Genomic DNA, 17643 nt, shown 5'->3' with positions numbered 1-17643 from the left:
GTGCCGCTCTCCGCCAATCCCCGGCCACGCTGCCGCCTCGGCGTGTCGTTTCCATGACCTGCTCAGGGCAGGACGATTCGTCATCTTGGTTTCCAGATTCGCGATGACGCCCTGCAGGTGCTTTCTTGAAGGCCCTGGGTTGTTCGGCGTGTGCCGGGGAGCCGATCGGACGCGCCGTGATCCAAGCAACACGCGTCATGCTCCGCTTGCAACCATGCACACCGACCATCTGGACAGGTCCTTGCCCGCCCACCGTTGCCGGACCTTGAGCGGCATGGATGCCGCGTAAGAGCTTACAGGGACGTACTTGCAGCGTGTCCCGCGACGGTGGGCGGGCAAGGGCCCTGCAGCCAGGCTGCAGATCAGCCGCTCTGCACGTGTTCTGTACTGAGCCTCGCACCACAGGCGGCATTCATGCGGGAGTACACGCTCTAAGAGCCGCATGCCTTACGGCCGCAAAGCAGTCTGGTTGGCAGTTCGAAGCGTCCTGCAAGACCGTGCAAGCGCACATTGGCGCTCGCACTCGCTCGCACCGTCCTCGCCTGGATCAAGGGGACTTCTTGATTTCGGTCACCAAGGTCGGCAATTCCCACGCGCCGCCAGCGGCCACCAGCCGGCAAAGGCCGGACGTGGATTTGGAGGTCGGCACGAAACGGCGGCCGTCCCAGGTCCAGCTGGCCTCGCTGTAGCAATCGCCCAGGCCGCGTCCCTTCTGCGATTCGAGGATGGTGGAGCCATCCACGTCGCTGGCATGGGTGGTGACCAGGACCGGCGCGAACGGCGCACGTGCGTTGACCACCCAGTAGCCGCTGCCGGTGTTGTAGGCACCGCTCCAGCACTCGGCCGACACCAGCAACTTGTCGCTGCTCAACCGTGTGACTGTCAGCGGCTCCGGCGTTTGCGCTGCGTCCAGTCCCTTGCATTCCTCATCGGCCGGCAGGCTGGCACGCAGCGCCTGATAGAGCGCAGGCAGCGTGCCCAGGCGCGCATCGGTCGCTTGCGGTGCTGCCAGCTTGACCGCGCGCACCTGCGGTGCCGGCACGGCTGGCAGCACCGTGGCTTCGTCGCGATCGCCCTTGCGCACCAGCGCGCCGCGCGTACCCAGCCGGCCCTGGAACTCGTCCATCTTCAGCAGTACCGCCGCAGCGCCGCGATCGGACAGCTGCCAGCGGCGGCCATCATTGCCCACCGCCACGATCTTGCTGCTGCGGGTCAGCGCCGCCAGCAGCGCGGTCACCTGCGCGCTGGTCAGCGGCGCGGTGCCGCTGTCGCGATTGAGTGCCAGCTTGCCCAGATCGCGCTGATCGATGCGCAAGCTGAGCGAGGCGGGCATCTTGATCTCGTCGTACTGGCCCAGCATCAATTCGGCGGTGACCGCTTGCCCGGTACCGGCCTTGCGCGTCAGCAGCACCGACACCGGCGTGCTGTCGTCTCCATCCGGCTGATACCCGGCAGCGCGGCAGGTGCGGGTGTTGTCGCAGGCGATGGTCCAGTCCTGGTGGTCGAAGGCGATGCCGACCGGCGCATCGGCAAGGGCGGCGACAGGCGCGAGCAACAAGGTGGCGGCAAGCAGGGTAGGGCGCATGGTGTCTTTCGAAAGGGCGTGTCCGGCGCGCATCTTGCGTTGCTGCCGACGGGGCCGTCCAGTGCGTCGCATGCCGAAGCGGGACACGCCTGCGCAGGATCTTCATGACGGCACCGGCGCGCTGTCGGTCTTGCTCGCCAGGCGCGGCCTGCGCGCATGCAATCCGAACAACGGACGCAACCAGCGCACCCGGCGGATGACAAATTCATGCAACGCCAGGCAGCCGATCACGGTGGCGGCGAGCACCAGCGTCGGCTCCAGCCAGGCATTCAGATGCAGGGGCATCAGCCAGTACAGCGTCACGACGATCAGGCTCTGATGCAGGATGTACCACGGAAACACCGCCTCCGTGCAGTACGGCAGCCAGCGGAACGGGCGGTTCAATCCGTGTCTGGCCCAGCCAAGAATCGTCAGCAGCGCCAGCCAGGTGTAGGCGGCACGTGCGCCGTGTTCGATCGCCTCCCACGGCAGCGCGGCCAGCGTTGTCCACGGTTGCGCAGGCTGCCCATGGATGCCGACATAGCGACTGCCCAGTTCGATGCCGATCGCCACCAGCGCGGTGCCCAGCGTGAGCCAGCGCAGCTGCACGGCCCACTGCCAGAAGCACTCGCTGCGCGCCAGCAGGTATCCCAGGACGAACAACGGGAACGACTCGGCGTGCACGAACCAGTCGCCAAACAGCGCGTGAGTAGGCGGGTGGCGTGGCATCACCCACAGCACGCAGAATGCTTCCCACAGGATCGGCAACAGCAGCAGTGCCGGCACGGCCAGCGCAGCGGGCAGGCCAGGCAACGCAGTCGGCCGCAGCGGGCGTGTCAGCGCCACCAGCGCCATCAACGTGATGGTGTAGGGAAGCAGGTAGGCCAGATACCACAGATGATTCCAGGTGATGCCGTGCTCCCAGCCATCGAAGCTGCCGGCCGGCCACGGACGCACCTGCCAATAGCGCAGCAAGAAGGTTCCGAAGCCCGGGCTGACCTTGCCGTTGCTCACACCCTGGCAATAGGCCTGCACCGCGACCACCACGAACATGCCGAACAACAGCGGCGGCAACAATCGTCCGCAACGCCGCAAGGCAAAGCGCCAGGGCGTGGCCTGCGGCCGCGACAGCCCGATCGCGATGCCGGAGATCATGAACAGCAACGGCATCCGCCAGCGGTTGAGCACGATCATCGGCCATTGCAGCCACTGCGCGGTGTGCACGCTCTTGAGGTGGAACTGCCAGTCGGCCACATAGGCCATGCCCACGTGGTACAGGATCAGCAGTGCGAAGGCGAAGACGCGCAAGGCGTCGATATCGTGGCGGCGCTCGGTCATGGCGGTGTCGGTAGGAGACGTGCCTGCATCCTCGGCAACGCCATCCCCCCGCCGCTGCGCCAAGGGCTGCGATGCCGTCCCCGAGTGACCAGTGGCGGGCCCGCAGGGACGAACCGGGGACGGCAGGCTGGCGGTTTGCATAGAATGCGCGGATGAATTCAGCTGTGTCCGGGGCCATCGCACGCCAGACCGACAGCGATGCCGGTGCAGGCCGGCACCGGGTGGCGTTGATCTGGCTGCTGGTTTTCTATGGCAGCGCGCTGGGTAACACCGCGAGCGCCTGGCTGGCGGCACGGCGCGACGGTCAGCCGCTGCTGCTGTGGCAGGTGCTGACCTGGGAGCTGAGCAGCGCGACCGTCTCACTGCTGCTCCTGCCGCCGCTGATCTGGCTCTGCACGCGTTGGCCATTGCATGCCGATGTCTGGCGGCGGCGCGTTCCTGTTTATCTTGCGGCCGCACTTGTCTGGTGGCTGCTGCATGTGAGCGGCATGGTGCTGCTGCGCAAGCTGGCCTATCTGGCGGTCGGTGCGCACTACGATTTCGGCGCCTTGTGGCTGCAGTGGATGTACGAACTCTCCAAGGACCTGCGCACCTTTGCCCTGCTGGTGGCGCTATGGCATACGCTGGCATGGTATGGCCGGCGTCGGCAGGGCGAGGCGCATCTGCTGGCCGCGCCGGACGACGGCCCGCCGGTCGAGCCGCTGGAGCGTCCGGAGCGCTTTCTGGTGCGCAAGCTTGGGCGCGACTTCCTGGTCGCCACCGTCGACATCGAGTGGGTCCAGGCCTCGGGCAACTACGTCAATCTGCATGTGCGCGGCCGAGAGTACCCGCTGCGCAGCACGATGGCCGCGATCGAGGCCAGGCTCGATCCGGCCGTGTTCGTGCGCATCCACCGCAGCTACCTGGTGAAGCTGGCATGCGTGCAGGCGATCGAGCCGCTGGAATCGGGCGACGCCCGCGTGCACCTGGCCGACACCACCGTGCTGCCGTGCAGTCGCCGTTACCTGGCTGCCTTGCGGGCGTTGGCGAGGCAGGCGCCCGTGCCGCAGCGTGTCGAGGTCGTGCGGGGCTGACGGCCCTGGCAGCGATCGCATCCAGGGCCGGCCTCGCCCGGGCGCTGCCGGCCCGGACCCAGGCGCTCGTCCTCCCGGCAGCCCTGCGCCGGTCCGGGCTCGCAGGGGGCGCCACGACGTCCAGGGCCAGCACGCAACCGGCGCCACCCCGACCGCCACCGCGTTCCGCCGCCGCCGCCCGCTTGCTAAACTACCGGGCTTGTTTGCCGGAAGTCCGTCATGATCGAAACCAATCCGATCCGCCAGCGCATCACCGATCTCAACGATCGCGTGCTCTCGCTCAGGGGGTATCTTTGACTACGACGTCAAGAAAGAGCGTCTAGAGGAAGTCAGCCGGGAGCTCGAGAGCCCCGACGTGTGGAACGACGCCGAGCGCGCGCAGGCCCTGGGGCGCGAGCGCTCGCTGCTGGAAAAGACCGTGATCGGCATCGCCGACGTGCTGGCCGGCCTGGCCGATGCGGCAGATCTGCTGGAGCTTGCCGAGAGCGAGCAGGACGAAGACACCGCAGTGGCGGTGATCGCCGACCTGGACAAGTACCAGACCCATGTCGAAAAGCTGGAATTCCAGCGCATGTTCTCCGGCCAGATGGACGGCGCCAACGCATTCGTCGACATCCAGGCCGGCGCCGGCGGCACCGAGGCGCAGGACTGGGCCGAAATCCTGCTGCGCATGTACCTGCGCTGGGCCGAGTCGCGCGGCTGGAAGACCGAGCTGATGGAAGTGTCCGGCGGCGAAGTGGCGGGCATCAAGTCGGCCACGATCCGCATCGAGGGCGAGTACGCCTATGGCTGGCTGAAGACCGAGATCGGCGTGCACCGGCTGGTGCGCAAGTCGCCGTTCGATTCGGACAACCGCCGGCATACCAGCTTCACCTCGGTGTTCGTGTCGCCGGAAGTGGACGACAACATCGAGATCGACATCAATCCGGCCGACCTGCGGACCGACGTGTACCGCTCCTCCGGTGCCGGTGGCCAGCACGTCAACAAGACCGAATCGGCGGTGCGTATCACGCACATCCCGACCAACACCGTGGTCGCCTGCCAGACCGGCCGCAGCCAGCACCAGAACCGCGACAACGCGATGAAGATGCTGGCCGCCAAGCTGTACGAGCTGGAAGTGCAGAAGCGCAACGTCGAACGCGACGCGCTGGAAGCCACCAAGTCCGACATCGGCTGGGGCAGCCAGATCCGCAACTACGTGCTCGACCAGAGCCGCATCAAGGATCTGCGCACCGGCATCGAACGCAGCGATACGCAGAAAGTGCTGGACGGCGATCTGGACGAGTTCGTCGAGGCCAGCCTCAAGGCCGGCCTGGCGGCAGGCTCCAAGCGCCTGGATGCCTGATGGCAAGAGCACCTCGCCGCGCCCGCCGCACGGCGAGGTGTTCCGCGCCGGCTGCCAGGTGTGCAGCGCAGTACAGCTGGACATCTCGCCACGCGCTCCCGTCGCGCTGCGCAGTTGTCATCGAGACACCGTAAAACGCAGGAACCGGCCCGCCCGGTTCCGCATTCTCCACCGGGCATGCGCCCGACCTATCGCAGACCGATTCCCGCCATGACCGAGCAGACCCCCGCGCCGCAGATCCCCGCCGACGAGAACAGCCTCATCGCCGAGCGCCGCGCGAAACTGGGCGCGTTGCGCGGCCAGGGCATCGCCTATCCCAACGATTTCGTGCGCGAGCAGTTCGCCGGCGACCTGCAGGCCGACTTCGCCGACGCCGGGACCTGGACCGCCGAAGCGCTGGAAGCCAGCGGCCGTACCGTCCGGATGGCCGGCCGGCTGATGGCCAAGCGGGTGATGGGCAAGGCCAGCTTCGCGCAGATCCAGGACGAATCCGGTCGCGTGCAGCTGTTCCTGCAGGGCAATGTGCTCGGCGATGCCTACACCGCGTTCAAGGGCTGGGATGTCGGCGACATCGTGGCAGTGGAGGGCGGGCTGACCCGCACCAAGACCGGCGAGCTGTCGGTCAAGGCCAGCGCGCTGCGCCTGCTGACCAAGTCGCTGCGTCCGCTGCCGGACAAGTGGCACGGCCTGTCGGACGTGGAGCAGCGCTACCGCCAGCGCTACGTCGACCTGATCGTGACCCCGGAAGCGCGCGAGGTCTTCATCAAGCGCTCCAGGATCATCCGCGCGATCCGCGCCTGGCTGGACGCGCGCCGCTTCCTGGAAGTGGAGACGCCGATGATGCACTACATCCCCGGTGGCGCCACCGCCAAGCCGTTCACCACCCACCACAACGCGCTGGACCTGGACCTGTACCTGCGGGTGGCGCCGGAGCTGTACCTCAAGCGGCTGGTGGTCGGTGGCCTGGAGCGGGTCTACGAGATCAACCGCAACTTCCGCAACGAGGGTGTGTCGACCCGGCACAACCCCGAGTTCACCATGCTCGAGCTCTACGAGGCCTACGCCACGTACCACCAGATCATGGACCTGACCGAGCAGGTGATCCGCGACACCGCGCAGTCGGTGCTGGGCACCACCCAGGTGAACTGGGACGGTGCCGCCATCGATCTGGCGCCGGCTTTCCGGCGCTGGCGCATGGACGAGGCGGTCCGCCACCACAATCCCCAGATCAGCGCGGCCGATTGCACCGATCGCGATGCGCTGCTGGCCCACTGCGAACGGCTGAAGATCAAGGTCAAGCCGTCCTACGGCTGGGGCAAGCTGCTGCTGGAGATTTTCGAGGCCACCGTGGAGCACACCCTGGTGCAGCCGACCTTCATCACCGACCATCCGGTCGAGGTGTCGCCGCTGGCGCGTTCCAGCGACACCGAGCCGGGGTACACCGAACGCTTCGAGCTGTTCATCAACGGCAAGGAGCTGGCCAACGGCTTCTCCGAGCTCAACGACCCGGAAGACCAGGCCGCGCGCTTCCAGGCGCAGGTGCAGGCCAAGGACGGTGGCGACGACGAAGCGATGCATTACGACGCCGACTACATCCGTGCGTTGGAGTACGGCATGGCGCCGACCGGCGGCCTGGGCATCGGCATCGACCGTCTGGTGATGCTGTTGACCGGCAGCACCTCGATCCGCGACGTGCTGCTGTTCCCGTACATGCGTCCGGAAGCCTGATCTTTTTTGTGCCGTTGGCGTGCCGACGGCACAGATACTGCATATGCTAGAGCGGAGCCCCGAATGGCGTATCGTCGGGGGAGCCGGCAGAGCGGCCGGCGTCATCGCTTTTCCGTTCTCGGGATAGAGGAGCAACGGCTATGCAGGATGTTTTGGGTAATCTTGCCGGCGTATCGTCGGCGGATCCATCGGGAAGCTGGTCGGAAAAGGCGGATCTGGGATTGAACATCGTCATTGTCGATGACCAGATGTCTGCGCGCACGATGCTGCGCCACGTCATCGAGGACATCGCACCGGAATTGAAGGTCTACGATTTCGGTGACCCGCTCGACGCATTGGCGTGGTGCGAGGCCGGACGGGTGGACCTGTTGCTGCTCGACTACCGCATGCCCGGCATGGATGGCCTGGAGTTCGCCCGGCGTCTGCGCCGGCTGCCCAGCCATCGCGATATCCCGATCATCCTGATCACCATCGTCGGCGACGAACCGATCCGCCAGGCCGCGCTGGAAGCGGGCGTGATCGACTTCCTGGTCAAGCCGATCCGCCCGCGCGAACTGCGCGCACGCTGCGCCAATTTGCTGCAGCTGCGTCAGCAGAGCGAAAGCGTCAAGCAACGCGCGCTGTCGCTGGAGCAGCGTTTGCTGGCCAGCATGAACGAGGTCGAGGAGCGCGAACGCGAGACGCTGTCGCGGCTGGCGCGCGCCATCGAGTACCGCGACTCGGGCACCAGCGCGTTCCTGGAGCGCATGTCGCACGTGGCCGGCCTGATCGCCGAGCAGCTCGGGTTGTCGGAAGAAGAAGTGCGCATCATCGAGATGGCCGCACCGCTGCACGACATGGGCAAGATCGCCATTCCCGATGCGGTGCTGCTCAAGCCGGGCAAGCTCACCGATGACGAAATGAGCATCATGAAGCGGCATCCACGGATCGGCTACGAGCTGCTCAGCGGCAGCCAGAACCGCTTCATCCAGGTCGGTGCCTTGATCGCGCTGCGTCACCACGAGCGCTACGACGGCACCGGCTACCCGGATGGACTGGTCGGCGAGGCGATTCCGCTGGAAGCGCGTATCGTGGCGGTCGCCGACGTCTTCGATGCGCTGCTGTCGCCGCGCCCGTACAAGGAAGCATGGACCATGGATGCTGCATTGGCTTATCTCTACGCACAGCGTGGCCGCCTGTTCGATCCGCGCTGCGTGGATGCGCTGCTGCGCGGCCGCGCGCAGCTGGACCAGATCTGTGGAGACTACTCCACCGCATCGGCGCGACCTGGGGTGTGAGCATGTCAGGCATGCTCCGTGAAGTGCGCAACAGGCTCGCGCAGCGTCAGGACAGCGAGCATGGTCAGGCACTGATCCGCATTGCCATGGTGGCGCTGATCCTGGCGTACGAGGTGCTGTTCGCCAGCCGCTGGGCATTGCCGGCAACGCAGCTGGTCTATGTGGTCGGCCTGACGCTGCTCAGCCAGGCGCTGGCGCTGGTGATCTTCAGCTGGATCGTGCTCAAGCCGCAGCGCTCGCACCCGCGTCGGGTCATCGGCATGTTGGCCGACTACGGCCTGATGTCGATGGCCATGAGTGCGATCGGCGAACCGATGGCCTGCATCTACGTGGTGGTGATGTGGGTGACCATCGGCAACGGCCTGCGCTTCGGCAACCGCTATCTCTATCTGGCTGTGGCCATGGCGATGGTGAGTTTCGGCATCACGCTGTTGACCAACGACTACTGGGAACGCAATTTCGGTCTGGGCGTCGGGTTGTGGCTTGGTCTGGCGGCGATTCCGTTGTACCTGTCGGGTCTGCTCAACAAGCTGACCCGCGCCACGGCCGAAGCGCGTCGCGCCAGTGAAGCCAAGAGCCGCTTCCTGGCCAACATGAGCCACGAGTTCCGCACTCCGCTCAACGGCCTTTCCGGCATGACCGAGGTGCTGGCGACGACCCGCCTGGATGCCGAACAGCGCGAGTGCGTCAGTACCATCCAGGCCTCCGCGCGCAGCCTGCTTTCACTGGTCGAGGAAGTGCTCGACATCTCTGCCATCGAGGCAGGCAAGATCCGCGTCGAGTACCGCGATTTTGCGCTCAGGGAGGTGATCGCCAACATCGATCTGATCCTGCAGCCGCAAGCCAGGGCAAAGTCGCTGGTCTATGACGTGGTGGTGGCGCCGGACGTCCCCGATCTGTTGAAGGGCGATGCCGGGCATCTTCGGCAGATCGTGCTGAATCTGGCCGGCAATGCGGTCAAGTTCACCGACCGCGGGCATGTCGATGTCAACGTCGGGGCGGTCGGTCGTCCCGCCGACGGCAAGGTGCGGTTGCGGTTCGACATCATCGATACCGGGATCGGTGTGCCGGTCGACATGCAGCCGCGCTTGTTCGAGGCGTTCGAGCAGGCAGACAACGGGCTGGCGCGCCGTTTCGAGGGCAGCGGCCTCGGCACCACCATCGCCAAGGGCCTGGTCGAATCGATGGGTGGCCAGATCGGCTTCGAGGAAAATCCGGGCGGCGGCAGCCATTTCTGGTTCGAGTTGCCGTTCGACTATGCGGTCGAGTCCAGTGCATCGGTGCCGCAGCAGATCGGCAGGTCGCGTGAGAGCGCCGAGGCCGGGAATGTCATCGCCTTTGCCGATCCGTTCCTGCGCCACCGGGCGCGCGTGCGCACGCTGCAGATCCTGGTGGCCGATGATCACGCTGCCAACCGGATGGTTCTGCAACGGCTGCTGCAGAAGGCCGGGCACAAGGTGACCTGTGTCAACGGTGGAGAGCAGGTACTGGATGCGCTCGCCGAGACCGATTTCGATGTGGCCATCGTCGACCTGCACATGCCAGGCGTCAGCGGCCTGGACCTGCTCAAGCAATTGCGGGTGATGCAGGCAGGAGCGCAGCCCAGAACGCCGGTCGTCGTATTGAGTGCGGATGTGACGCCGGAAGCGATTCGTGGCTGCGAGCAGGCCGGTGCCTATGCCTTCCTCGCCAAACCGGTGGTTGCGGTGCGTTTGCTGGATACGCTCGCCGAGATTGCAACGCAGAGCAAATTTCCGCCGCTCGGCTTGGTCCCGGTGCGTGCCGGATCGGCACCGGACGGCATTCTCGATGTCACCGTGCTCGACGAGCTGGCGTCGCTGGGCATGGGCAAGAACTTCGAAAAGGAGTTCATTCGCCAGTGCCTGAGTGACGCGGAGGCCTGCATCGCCGCAATGACAGGTGATGCCCAGGCATCGGACTGGGAGCGGCTACGCGAGCATGCTCATGCGACCAAGGGCGTGGCCAGCAATCTTGGGCTCGTGGTGCTCGCAGAGCAGGGTGGGGAGCTGATGGGCATGTCCAGTACGCAGATGAAGGCCGAATGGCAACTGCGCGTCAGTCAACTTCAGCAAAGTCTGCAGCTGGGCCGCGCCGCGCTGGAATCGCGGGAAAAAGAACGGTTCGAGAAGGATTCTGGCGAAGACGCATCCTGACCAGAAGCCCGGCAGTACGCCGGGCCTGATTCCCCTTACGGCATGTCGTCATGCTAATCAGGCAATTCCCTTTGCGGCTCTGCGCGTCTGCGCCTTTACCAGCCGATCCATCGTCTTGAGCGATTTTTCTCCCAGCTCCAGTGCGGCCTCCACCCAGATCTGCGCGACCGCCAGCAGTTCTTCATGGGTGACCGGGTTGCATACCTGCCTTGCACGATTCATCGCCAGGTACGACTGCGGTATGCGCTGCTGCCTGGTGATCAACTCGTGGGTCGCATGGATGCCTTGCCCACGAGGTACCAGCACATCCACGACCCCCATGGCGTGCATTTCCTCGCTGCTGTAGACGCGCCCCTCAAGAATGATCCGTTCCGCCAGCTGGGGCGATACGCGCCTGCACAGGAACGAGTACGCGCCCATGCCCGGGAACAGGCCGAACAACACTTCGGGCAGTCCCAGGCCCACGCCTTCCTCGGCCACGATCGTGTGGCAGGACAGCGCCATTTCCAGGCCGCCACCCAGCGCATCTCCCTGCAGGAGGGCAATGGTCCTGAAATTGCCGGTGATTCCCCGATGGAACTGGAACACACCACTGACGCAACTCTGCGCGTATCGCAACAGGCCTTGTCTGTCGCGTGCGCGGATCATGTGGCCGAACAGATCCAGGTCTCCGCCGAGGTTGAAGGCATTTGCGTCGGAGGCGAGGACAAGACTGCGTAGACGGCCGGTTTCGTGCGTGGACGTGTCGGCAAGCGCGCTCAGGTAGTCGTGCATTTCCGTCATCAACTGCGGACGGAAGCACGGCCTGACGCCGGCCGATGCGTCTGCATGCATGAACAGCCAATGGCCTGCATCCGCATGACTGGCATGCGTGCGAATCGTGGATTGGTTGATGTGAGGCTGTAGTTTTTCGATCATGCTCATGAGCTTTTCTCGAGGAGATCGCCCGCGGATCATGTGGCGCAGCGGGCGGTGCGGGCTCCACAAACGGATCCTACACCGGCGCTATCTGCCTGAACGCAAAGGGCTTTCCCATTGCCGGGAAAGCCCTTCGGTCTGAATCTTTCAGCGAGTTGCGAGCTTACCGCCGAGGCTTGCCTGCAATTACCTGGGGGGTGCATCCCGCAGTTCGCGGCGCAGGATCTTGCCGACGTTGGTCTTCGGCAGCTCCTTGCGGAACTCGATCACGCGCGGCTGCTTGTAGCCGGTGAGGTTGGCGCGGCAGTGCGCCTTGACCGCATCGGCGGTCAGGGCAGGGTCCTTCTTCACGATGACGGCCTTGACGATCTCGCCGGACTTCTCGTCCGGCACGCCGACGGCGGCCACTTCCAGCACTCCGGGCATTTCGGCGATCACGTCCTCGATCTCGTTCGGGTAGACGTTGAAGCCGGACACCAGAATCATGTCCTTCTTGCGGTCGACGATGTAGACGAAACCCTGCTCGTCCATCCGCGCGATATCGCCGGTGTGCAGCCAGCCTTCGGCATCCACGACCTTGGCGCTTTCCTCGGGTTTCTTCCAGTAGCCCTTCATCACCTGCGGGCCCTTGATGCACAGCTCGCCGATCTCGCCCAGCGGCAGCACCGCGCCGGTGTCGTCCTTGATGCAGGCATCGGTGGACGGGATCGGCAGGCCGATCGAGCCGTTGTAGTCCTTCAGGTCCATCGGGTTGATGCAGGCGGCCGGCGAGGTTTCGGTCAGGCCGTAGGCTTCGACCAGGGTCTGGCCGGTGACCTTTTTCCAGCGTTCGGCGACCGAACGTTGCACCGCCATGCCACCGCCCAGAGTCATCTTGAGCGACGAGAAATCCACCTGGTCGAAGCCGGGGGTATTGAGCAGGCCGTTGAACAGCGTGTTGACGCCGGTAAAGGCGGTGAAGCGGGTCTTCTTCAACTCCTTGACGAAGCCGGGCATGTCGCGCGGATTGCTGATCAGGTGGTTGCAGCCGCCGATCTTCATGAAGACCAGGCCGTTGGCCGTCAATGCGAAGATGTGGTACAGCGGCAGCGCGGTGATCACCACCTCGGCGCCTTCTTCCAGCTTGCCGGTGCCGGCCAGCCACTGGTGGGCCTGCTGCATGTTGGCCACCAGATTGCGGTGGGTGAGCATCGCGCCCTTGGCCACGCCGGTGGTGCCGCCGGTGTACTGCAAAAAGGCGATGTCGTCGGGCTCGATCTGCAGCGTCGGCACGCTGTGCTTGCGGCCCAGCGCCAATGCGTCGCGAAAACGGATCGCGCCATTGATGCGGTAATCCGGTACCAGCTTCTTGATGTACTTGACGACGAAGTTGACCAGCGCCGCTTTCGGGAAACCGAGCATGTCGCCCAGGCCGGTGGTGATCACCTGCTTGACCGGGGTGTCGGCGATGACCTGCTGCACGGTGGTGCCGAAGTTGTCGATGACCACCAGCACGCTGGCGCCGGAGTCGATCAGCTGATGCTTCAGCTCGCGCGGGGTGTAGAGCGGATTGACGTTGACCACGGTCAGGCCGGCGCGCAGGATGCCGAACGTGGCCACCGGATACTGCAGGCAGTTGGGCATCATCAGGGCGACGCGGTCGCCTTTCTTCAACTGCAGTTCGCCAAGCAGATAGGCGGCGAACTGCTCGACCAGCTGATCGGCTTGCCGATAGGTGATGGTCTTGCCGAAGCTGTGGTACGCGGGGCGGTCGGCATACCGCTTGACCGAGGTGGCGAACACCTCTGCCACGGTCCGGAACTGCTCCAGATCGATCTCGGCGGCGACGCCGGCCGGATAACTTTGCAACCAAGGACGTGCCTGATTCATCTGCCCCCCTCCAGGGTGTTCGGTACGTGACGCGGTGTGTTCCACGGCGCTACAACAGCGGGCAGCATACCGTCATGGATGGAAAAGGCGAAGCGTGATGCAGAGCAGCATTCAAGCCCGGTGGTGGCTGGCGTGGGGCGCAATTTGCATCGCGGCCTTGATCGCTTGCACGCGTGCTGCACCGGAACAACGGTTGCGCGCAACGCTGGAGGCGATGCACCAGGCGATCGAGGCGCGCGACCTCGGCGAGGCGATGGCGCCGGTGGCCGAGGATTTTGTCGGCGACCATGGACTGGACGCAGCCGGCCTGCGGCGATTGATGCAGCTGCAGATGCGGGGCAATCGCCGCATTGGCGTGACCCTGGGGCCGGTGGATGTACAGCTGCGCGATGACACCGCACGCGTGCGTTTCAGCGCGCTGCTGACCGGCGGCAACGGGCGCGGGTTGCCCGAGCAGGCACAGGCCTTCCAGGTGACCACCGGCTGGCGCCTGCAGGGTGGCGACTGGCAGCTGTATCACGCGCAGTGGGAGCCGAGCGGGCGCTGATACGGCGGTCCGGGTCTGTGCATCGCCAGACGAGCGCGACCGGTGGCCGCGTGGTGCCCGCTCGCGCTGCGCGCGCCTTGCGTCCATCGATCTCTGATCGGCCGCTCACCTGGTGTGGCGGGAGTGCGCCCGACCGCCGGAAACGACACTCCCGCCAAGCGGCGGGAGTGTGGTGATGCCTGCATCGCCGCGCCTGGCGGTCAGGACGCCTTGCGGGCAGCCAGCTGGCGCAGCACGTACTGCAGCAGACCGCCGTGCTTGAAGTACTCCACTTCCTTGGGCGTCAGCAGCAGCACCTTGACCTGGAACTGCTTGACGCTGCCGTCGGACTTCTTCGCATCCACGGTGGCGCGGCGGCTGGCGCCGTCCTGCAGGCCGGTGATGTCCAGCACTTCCGAACCATCCAGGCCCAGCGTCTGCGCGTTTTCGTTCTCCAGGAACTGCAGCGGCAGCACGCCCATGCCGACCAGGTTGGAGCGGTGGATGCGCTCGAAGCTTTCGGCGATCACCGCCTTGACGCCGAGCAGGTTGGTGCCCTTGGCCGCCCAGTCGCGCGAGGAGCCGGTGCCGTATTCCTTGCCGGCCAGCACCACCAGCGGCACGCCGTCGGCCTTGTACTTCACCGCCGCATCGTAGATCGCCAGTTTTTCCGGCGCCGCGCCGTCCTTTCCGTAGTACAGCGTGTTGCCGCCTTCCTCGCCGCCGAACATCAGGTTCTTGATGCGGATGTTGGCGAAGGTACCGCGCACCATCACGTCGTCGTTGCCGCGGCGGCTGCCGTAGCTGTTGAAGTCGGCCGGCTGCACGCCGCGTTCCTGCAGGAAGCGGCCCGCCGGCGAGTCCTTCTTGATGTTGCCGGCCGGGGAGATGTGGTCGGTGGTGATCGAGTCGCCGAACAGGCCCATGATGCGCGCGCCGTGCACATCCTCGACATGGCCGACCTGCATGGTCATGCCGTCGAAGTAGGGCGGGTTCTTGATGTAGGTCGAGGCCGCGTCCCACTCGTAGAGCGCGCCATCGGGCGAGGCGATGGTGTTCCAGCGGCTGTCGCCCTTGAACACGTCGGCATAGTTCTGCTTGAACATCTCCGGGCCGACGGTGGCGGCGATGGTGTCGCCGATTTCCTTGTTGCTCGGCCAGATGTCGCGCAGATACACCGGCTGCCCGTCGCTACCGGTGCCCAGCGGGTCGGTGGTGAGGTTGATGTCGGTGGTGCCGGCGATCGCATACGCCACCACCAGCGGCGGCGAGGCGAGGTAGTTCATCTTCACTTCGGGATGCACGCGGCCTTCGAAGTTGCGGTTGCCCGACAACACCGAGGACACCACCAGGTCGTCCTTGGCGATCGCCGCAGACACATCGTCCGGCAGCGGGCCGGAATTGCCGATGCAGGTGGTGCAGCCGTAGCCGACCACGTAGAACCCGAGCGTTTCCAGGTCGGCGAGCACGCCGGCCTTGCTCAGGTAATCGGTGACCACGCGCGAGCCCGGCCCGAGCGAGGTCTTCACCCACGGCTGCGCCTTCAGGCCCTTGGCGGCCGCGTTACGCGCGAGCAGGCCGGCGCCCAGCATCACGGCCGGATTGGAGGTGTTGGTGCAGGAGGTGATCGCGGCGATCACCACCGAGCCATCGCGCAGCTGCCAGCCTGCGCCGCTGTCGGTGGAACTCTCGGCCTGCGCCGCCTTGGCGCCGACCGCCGTGCCGCCGCCGCCTTCGTTCTTCAGGCGCTCTTCCTGCTTGATGTCGGTCGGGCGCTTGCTGCGCGCGTCCACGAACGGCTTGAGGCTCTCGCGGAAGTTGGACTGCATGTCTTCCAGCAGCACGCGGTCCTGCGGGCGCTTGGGGCCGGCCAGCGACGGCTTGACCTCGCCCATGTCCAGCTCCAGCGTGGCGCTGTACTGGGCGGGCGGGGTGTTGGCGTCGTGCCACAGGCCCTGCGCCTTGGCATAGGCCTCGACCAGCGCGATCTGTTCCTCGCTGCGGCCGGACAGGCGCAGATAGGTCAGCGATTCTTCGTCGACCGGGAAGATGCCGCAGGTGGCGCCGTACTCCGGGGCCATGTTGCCGATGGTGGCGCGGTCGGCCAGCGGCAGGTGCTGCAGGCCTTCGCCGTAGAACTCGACGAACTTGCCGACCACGCCGGCCTTGCGCAGCATCTGGGTGACGGTGAGCACCAGGTCGGTGGCGGTGGCGCCTTCGGGCAGCTTGCCGCTGAGCTTGAAGCCGACCACCTGCGGAATCAGCATGGACGAGGGCTGGCCCAGCATCGCGGCCTCGGCCTCGATGCCGCCCACGCCCCAGCCCAGCACGCCGATGCCGTTGATCATGGTGGTGTGGCTGTCGGTGCCGAACACGGTGTCCGGGTAGGCGATCCGGGTGCCGTCCTTGTCCGCGCTCATCACCACGCGCGCCAGGTTTTCCAGGTTCACCTGGTGGACGATGCCGGTATTGGGCGGCACCACCTTGAAGTTCTCGAATGCCTTCTGGCCCCAGCGCAGGAAGCCGTAGCGCTCCTGGTTGCGCTGGAATTCGATCTTGCCGTTGAGGTCGAGCGCATCGGCCGAGCCGAACACGTCCACCTGCACCGAGTGGTCGATGACCAGCTCCGAAGGAATCTGCGGGTTGATCTGGTCGGCATTGCCACCCAGCTTGACCACCGCATCGCGCATCGCGGCCAGGTCGACCACGCACGGCACGCCGGTGAAATCCTGCAGCACCACGCGCGCGGGCATGAAGGCGATTTCGATGTCGGGCTCGGCGGTGGGGTCCCACTTGGCGACCGCCTCGATGTGGTCCTTGCCGACGGTGACACCGCCGTCTTCGTGCCGGAGCAGGTTCTCCAGCAGGATCTTCATCGAGTAGGGCAGGTGGCCGATCTCGAAGCGCTCGCCCAGCTTCGGCAGGCTGTAGTACTCGTAGCGCTGGCCGTGGACCTCAAGCGAGGTGCGGGTGGAAAAGGAATCGCTCATGCGTCACTCCTATGGCGTCTAGGCTTAGGTAGGACTTCATTCTGAGCGATTCAGTGTGTACGGATGGTGTGTCCGCGGCGCTCTGCCGACTTGAGTACGACTTCGTGAGTACGTATAATCCGTGCATACTTTCTGGAGCATGCTCATGGAAGCCACAGTCGCCGAACGCGGGCAGATCACCCTGCCCAAGGCCGTGCGCGATGCCCTGGGCCTGACCAAGGGCACCACGCTGAAGATCGAGCTCGACGGCGGGCGCATCATCCTGCGCAAGGACGTCAGCGAAGCGCTGCGCAAGGTGCGCGGCAAGTTCAGGCTGGTCGACGGGCTGACCAGTACCGACGAGGCGATGCGCGCGATCCGCGGCCGCGCGCCCGGGGATCCATTCGACCCATGATCGCCCTGGATTCCTCGGTGCTGCTCGACATCCTGGTCGGCGATGCGGTCTACGGCGAGGTGTCGGAGACCTGCATCGGCGACGCGCTGGCGCGCGACGAGGTGGTGGTGTGCGACGCGGTGGTGGCCGAAGTGCTGGCCATGCTCGATACCCAGGTCGACCTGATGGAAACGCTGGCCTCGATCGGCGTGCGTTACGAGCCCACCCAGGAAGCGGCGGCGGTGCGCGCCGGCCATATGAACAAGCGCTTCCGCGCGCGCGGCGGCAAGCGCGAGCGGGTGGTGGCCGATTTCCTGATCGGCGCCCACGCGATGCTCCAGTGCGACGGGCTGATTACCCGCGACGAGGGCTTTTTCCGCGACTACTTCAAGGGTTTGAAGATCACCGTCCCCAAGCCCGTTGCCTGACCCACGCCTTCTGATCCACGTCTGACGTTTTTACACATTC

13 protein-coding genes are annotated in these 17643 nt (G+C 65.6%); 8 read left to right on the top strand and 5 right to left on the bottom strand.

What is annotated here, in order from left to right; all coding sequences use genetic code 11:
• Window positions 1-547: 547 nt before the first annotated feature.
• Window positions 548-1585, bottom strand: a complete 1038-nt coding sequence (locus tag C0541_RS11750; protein ID WP_115048538.1) for a DUF1176 domain-containing protein — start codon at window positions 1583-1585, stop codon at window positions 548-550.
• A gap of 102 nt (window positions 1586-1687) precedes the next feature.
• Window positions 1688-2902: an acyltransferase family protein gene (locus C0541_RS11745; protein ID WP_115048536.1), complete on the bottom strand. Its 1215-nt coding sequence runs from the start codon at window positions 2900-2902 to the stop codon at window positions 1688-1690.
• A 152-nt stretch (window positions 2903-3054) separates the two neighbouring features.
• Between C0541_RS11745 and C0541_RS11740 the strand changes: the two genes are divergently transcribed.
• From C0541_RS11740 to C0541_RS11720, 5 genes are all read left to right on the top strand, one after another.
• The gene (locus C0541_RS11740) at window positions 3055-3975 is read left to right on the top strand and encodes a LytTR family DNA-binding domain-containing protein (protein ID WP_238601316.1); all 921 of its coding nucleotides are present in this window, start codon (window positions 3055-3057) and stop codon (window positions 3973-3975) included.
• A gap of 219 nt (window positions 3976-4194) precedes the next feature.
• A protein-coding gene (gene prfB / locus C0541_RS11735; RefSeq protein WP_115048532.1) for a peptide chain release factor 2 occupies window positions 4195-5320 on the top strand; the annotation gives its coding sequence in 2 pieces (ribosomal slippage) (window positions 4195-4269 and window positions 4271-5320; 1125 coding nt in all).
• A 210-nt stretch (window positions 5321-5530) separates the two neighbouring features.
• Window positions 5531-7048: a lysine--tRNA ligase gene (lysS, locus tag C0541_RS11730; RefSeq protein WP_115048530.1), complete on the top strand. Its 1518-nt coding sequence runs from the start codon at window positions 5531-5533 to the stop codon at window positions 7046-7048.
• Window positions 7049-7188: 140 nt separating this feature from the next.
• The gene (locus C0541_RS11725; protein WP_115048528.1) at window positions 7189-8325 is read left to right on the top strand and encodes an HD-GYP domain-containing protein; all 1137 of its coding nucleotides are present in this window, start codon (window positions 7189-7191) and stop codon (window positions 8323-8325) included.
• Between the two features lie 2 nt (window positions 8326-8327).
• Window positions 8328-10499, top strand: a complete 2172-nt coding sequence (locus C0541_RS11720; protein ID WP_115048526.1) for an ATP-binding protein — start codon at window positions 8328-8330, stop codon at window positions 10497-10499.
• Between the two features lie 57 nt (window positions 10500-10556).
• Here the strand turns inward: C0541_RS11720 and C0541_RS11715 are convergent, their stop codons facing one another.
• On the bottom strand, window positions 10557-11423 hold the full coding sequence (locus tag C0541_RS11715; protein ID WP_115050276.1) for a crotonase/enoyl-CoA hydratase family protein: 867 nt from the start codon (window positions 11421-11423) through the stop codon (window positions 10557-10559).
• 180 nt (window positions 11424-11603) lie between these two features.
• On the bottom strand, window positions 11604-13286 hold the full coding sequence (locus C0541_RS11710) for a long-chain fatty acid--CoA ligase (RefSeq protein WP_115048524.1): 1683 nt from the start codon (window positions 13284-13286) through the stop codon (window positions 11604-11606).
• A gap of 97 nt (window positions 13287-13383) precedes the next feature.
• Between C0541_RS11710 and C0541_RS11705 the strand changes: the two genes are divergently transcribed.
• On the top strand, window positions 13384-13833 hold the full coding sequence (locus tag C0541_RS11705; protein ID WP_115048522.1) for a YybH family protein: 450 nt from the start codon (window positions 13384-13386) through the stop codon (window positions 13831-13833).
• Window positions 13834-14033: 200 nt separating this feature from the next.
• Here C0541_RS11705 and acnA read toward each other — a convergent pair whose 3' ends face one another.
• Window positions 14034-16802 carry an aconitate hydratase AcnA gene (acnA, locus tag C0541_RS11700; RefSeq protein ID WP_115048520.1) on the bottom strand — a complete coding sequence of 923 codons (2769 nt, stop codon included), beginning with the start codon at window positions 16800-16802 and terminating at the stop codon, window positions 14034-14036.
• 145 nt (window positions 16803-16947) lie between these two features.
• On the opposite strand from acnA, the gene C0541_RS11695 reads away from it, so the two are divergent.
• The gene (locus C0541_RS11695) at window positions 16948-17196 is read left to right on the top strand and encodes an AbrB/MazE/SpoVT family DNA-binding domain-containing protein (RefSeq protein WP_104535509.1); all 249 of its coding nucleotides are present in this window, start codon (window positions 16948-16950) and stop codon (window positions 17194-17196) included.
• Window positions 17193-17603 carry a type II toxin-antitoxin system VapC family toxin gene (locus C0541_RS11690; RefSeq protein ID WP_115048518.1) on the top strand — a complete coding sequence of 137 codons (411 nt, stop codon included), beginning with the start codon at window positions 17193-17195 and terminating at the stop codon, window positions 17601-17603. Before C0541_RS11695 ends, C0541_RS11690 begins: the two co-directional genes overlap by 4 nt.
• The last annotated feature ends 40 nt before the right edge of the window (window positions 17604-17643 follow it).

Origin of the sequence: Xanthomonas arboricola, from assembly GCF_003353015.1 — a bacterium.
In the GTDB taxonomy this organism is placed as follows: domain Bacteria; phylum Pseudomonadota; class Gammaproteobacteria; order Xanthomonadales; family Xanthomonadaceae; genus Xanthomonas; species Xanthomonas arboricola_E.
This window is presented reverse-complemented; position numbering and strand designations above follow the sequence as displayed.

Coding starts and splice junctions, on each gene's coding strand:
- C0541_RS11710 (WP_115048524.1), bottom strand. CDS start 13,286: ATGAATCAGGCACGTCCTTGGTTGCAAAGTTATCCGGCCGGCGTCGCC.
- acnA (WP_115048520.1), bottom strand. CDS start 16,802: ATGAGCGATTCCTTTTCCACCCGCACCTCGCTTGAGGTCCACGGCCAG.
- C0541_RS11720 (WP_115048526.1), top strand. CDS start 8,328: ATGTCAGGCATGCTCCGTGAAGTGCGCAACAGGCTCGCGCAGCGTCAG.
- C0541_RS11745 (WP_115048536.1), bottom strand. CDS start 2,902: ATGACCGAGCGCCGCCACGATATCGACGCCTTGCGCGTCTTCGCCTTC.
- C0541_RS11690 (WP_115048518.1), top strand. CDS start 17,193: ATGATCGCCCTGGATTCCTCGGTGCTGCTCGACATCCTGGTCGGCGAT.
- C0541_RS11750 (WP_115048538.1), bottom strand. CDS start 1,585: ATGCGCCCTACCCTGCTTGCCGCCACCTTGTTGCTCGCGCCTGTCGCC.
- C0541_RS11715 (WP_115050276.1), bottom strand. CDS start 11,423: ATGAGCATGATCGAAAAACTACAGCCTCACATCAACCAATCCACGATT.
- C0541_RS11705 (WP_115048522.1), top strand. CDS start 13,384: ATGCAGAGCAGCATTCAAGCCCGGTGGTGGCTGGCGTGGGGCGCAATT.
- lysS (WP_115048530.1), top strand. CDS start 5,531: ATGACCGAGCAGACCCCCGCGCCGCAGATCCCCGCCGACGAGAACAGC.
- C0541_RS11725 (WP_115048528.1), top strand. CDS start 7,189: ATGCAGGATGTTTTGGGTAATCTTGCCGGCGTATCGTCGGCGGATCCA.
- C0541_RS11695 (WP_104535509.1), top strand. CDS start 16,948: ATGGAAGCCACAGTCGCCGAACGCGGGCAGATCACCCTGCCCAAGGCC.
- C0541_RS11740 (WP_238601316.1), top strand. CDS start 3,055: ATGAATTCAGCTGTGTCCGGGGCCATCGCACGCCAGACCGACAGCGAT.